General features: G+C 55.6%; 2 protein-coding genes. Both read right to left on the reverse strand.

From position 1 onward, the window contains the following. Positions 1-258: 258 nt before the first annotated feature. Entirely contained in the window at positions 259-2097 is a 1839-nt protein-coding gene (tnpC, locus tag NZK35_RS12970) for an IS66 family transposase (protein ID WP_259632961.1), read from the reverse strand. Between the two features lie 132 nt (positions 2098-2229). Then, positions 2230-2460 (reverse strand): IS66 family insertion sequence element accessory protein TnpB (tnpB, locus tag NZK35_RS12975; protein ID WP_259632962.1); only part of this gene is annotated, 231 nt, incomplete at its 5' end.

Genomic DNA, 2460 nt, shown 5'->3' on the forward strand with positions numbered 1-2460 from the left:
GTAAGCGCCCAGGAGCACCATGGGTTAGGTGGGCCAGCGGGGCGACGCCGTGGCCATGTTTCAGGGAAAGAGCTATCGCCCGATTCTCGGATCCACTGGCCGTAGATGATCCGCGATCCGCCGGGACAAGCGTCTTGATCTCATGGGGCCCAACGCGGGCTTAGCAGGCGCGTGACTCCCTCGTGACGCGCGAGGTGTGTTCTGCGTCGGTTTTCCTTTTATCGAAAGACAGTCCCGAATGCTGCCTTGCAGTGCCAGCTACTGATCCAGGCGGGCGAGGCGGCGGCGAAGCCGATCTCGCTCTCGACGGATGTTGTCAGCTTCACGCTCCTTTTGCCGGTGGGCCCGGATCGACTCCGGATGCGCTGTCCCCCATGCGTCAGGACGCAGCGCGGCATAGTCGCGACTGCCTGCGAGAAGCTGGTCGAGTACGTCTTCCAAGTACGCCGCCACATCCAGGTCGTTTCGTATCGCGCTGCTGACGACCGTCATCAATGTCGCCGTACGATAACCCGATGCAAGACTGCCAAGAAAAAGCCAGTTCTTGCGACCCAGTGCTACTTGCTTCATCAGCTGCTCGCATGAGTTGTTGTCGATCGGGATTTCCCCGTCTTCAAGGTGAGCCGTCAGTCCTTGCCATTGATTCAAGATGTAACTTCGCGCATCGCTGATCTTGTCACTACTCAGCACGTCCATCATCTTCATCTGGAGGTACTCGCGCATCTGGTCCCAAAGGGGAGCCGATTGCTTTTGGCGAAGTGTCAAGCGTTCTGCTGGCGACAACTCTCGAGCTTCGTCTTCGACATCATAAATCAATCGAAACAATCCAAGTAAATGCTTTGCATGCTCCGCGTGATTGTCTAGCGCAGCTTCCACCTTCCGACGCGCATGGGCCGCGCAAGCGGCATGAACGATCAGGCCGTTTGATCGAATGTAAATCCCCGTGTTCGCTCCGTAGCAGTCTCCCAATAGAGTTCCCGTATACTCGCTATCGACTAAAAATTGGTCCGGCCCATCACGGTGACGACTGACCGTAAAGTCAAACACGTTGATTGGAATTTGAACGCCTCGGTAGGCCCACATCTTTGCCGTGATGCTTTTGAGCCCTTTCGACTTGGCTGCTGCAAAAACTTCCGCAGCACGCCGACCCTTCGGATCGTCCTCGCGTGCTTCGGGAATGTCTTGCGGCAACAGTAAGCGGATCGACGTGTCGTCACTTCCGATGCAGCTGTCGGTGCGAACCAAGTCAGCAAGCCACTGCACGAACGGCCGGAGCACGCGTTCGGCAGCTTCTTGAAGGTTTAGTAGCGTACTGCGTGAAAGGTAAAGGCCGCACTCGGCGAACATGTCCTCTTGACGATGGATCGGCAGATGGTAGCCAAGTCGATTGGCAATGACCGAGGCAGCGAATGAGGTGTCGTAGCGATCGCCTTGAATCAGCGCCGCGGGGCGTGGGGCCTGCAAAATACCGGCGCGGGGATCCTCCGGGTGAACGTACTTGGGGAAGATCTTTCGAATGATATAGGCCGCACCCCGGGTGAAGTGTGCCGATTCGACCACGTCTTCTCCGATCCGCACCAAGCCTTCTTTTTCTTCGTCGCTTAAGTCGACAATCACTTCCTTGCGCGGCAGGCTGTCGGGAAAACGCTCTTCACGCTTGCGTCGCTTGGGCGGCTTGTTGCGTTTGCCGGCTCGATCATTTTCTTCGATCGCCTGCTTGATGCCTTCACGAGCGTCGTCGATTTCTGCTTGACTGGCGAATTCGAACTTCAGCTGGTCGTCGTCTTCAAAGCGTTCGCTCTGGCGGCCAAAGATGCGACGGATCAAAGCGTCGAGTTCGTCTTGCTTTTTGGAGAGTTGCTTTCGTAAGTCCTCGTTCTTCGATTCAAGGTCCTCTTTGGCCGCAGCGAGTGACTTGGCGTCTTGGACGAGAGACTCGTTGGTGGTAGCAAGCGATTGGTTGTTTACAGCGAGTGAATCGACTTTGTTGGTGAGTGACGCATTGGTGGCAGCAAGCGATTCATTGACGGACTCAAGCGTGCTGTTTTTCGCACGCAGGGCTTCGATTTCGCGTTGAAGTTGCTTGAGCTTGTCCATGTGCAGAAGGCTAAAAGCTTCTCGAAATCGCGCAATAGCAAATCACCGTCTGGGCAAGAAAAAAAGCAAGTTTTCTTCGCCGAAGAAAACTTGCTCCCAAGTGTGGTCCGTCGTCACTGCTTCCGCGGCAGCTTACGCTGCCTTGAGCCGTTTACGTCTCTTGGCATTTTCGATTGAGATTCCACCAAGCAGCATCGCCAAGTCGGCTGCGTCGAGCTTGACGCTCGCCTCGCCATCTTGCCTGATTCTTTCAAAGGTGCCTTGCTCCAGACTTTTGTACCACACCGCCATTCCATCGCGGTCCCAATAGAGTGCTTTGAGTTTGTCCTGGCGTCGATTGATAAACAGGAACAAGCTTCCGTC

Source organism: Stieleria sedimenti (assembly GCF_025060895.1).
In the GTDB taxonomy this organism is placed as follows: domain Bacteria; phylum Planctomycetota; class Planctomycetia; order Pirellulales; family Pirellulaceae; genus Stieleria; species Stieleria sedimenti.

Coding starts and splice junctions, on each gene's coding strand:
- tnpC (WP_259632961.1), bottom strand. CDS start 2,097: ATGGACAAGCTCAAGCAACTTCAACGCGAAATCGAAGCCCTGCGTGCG.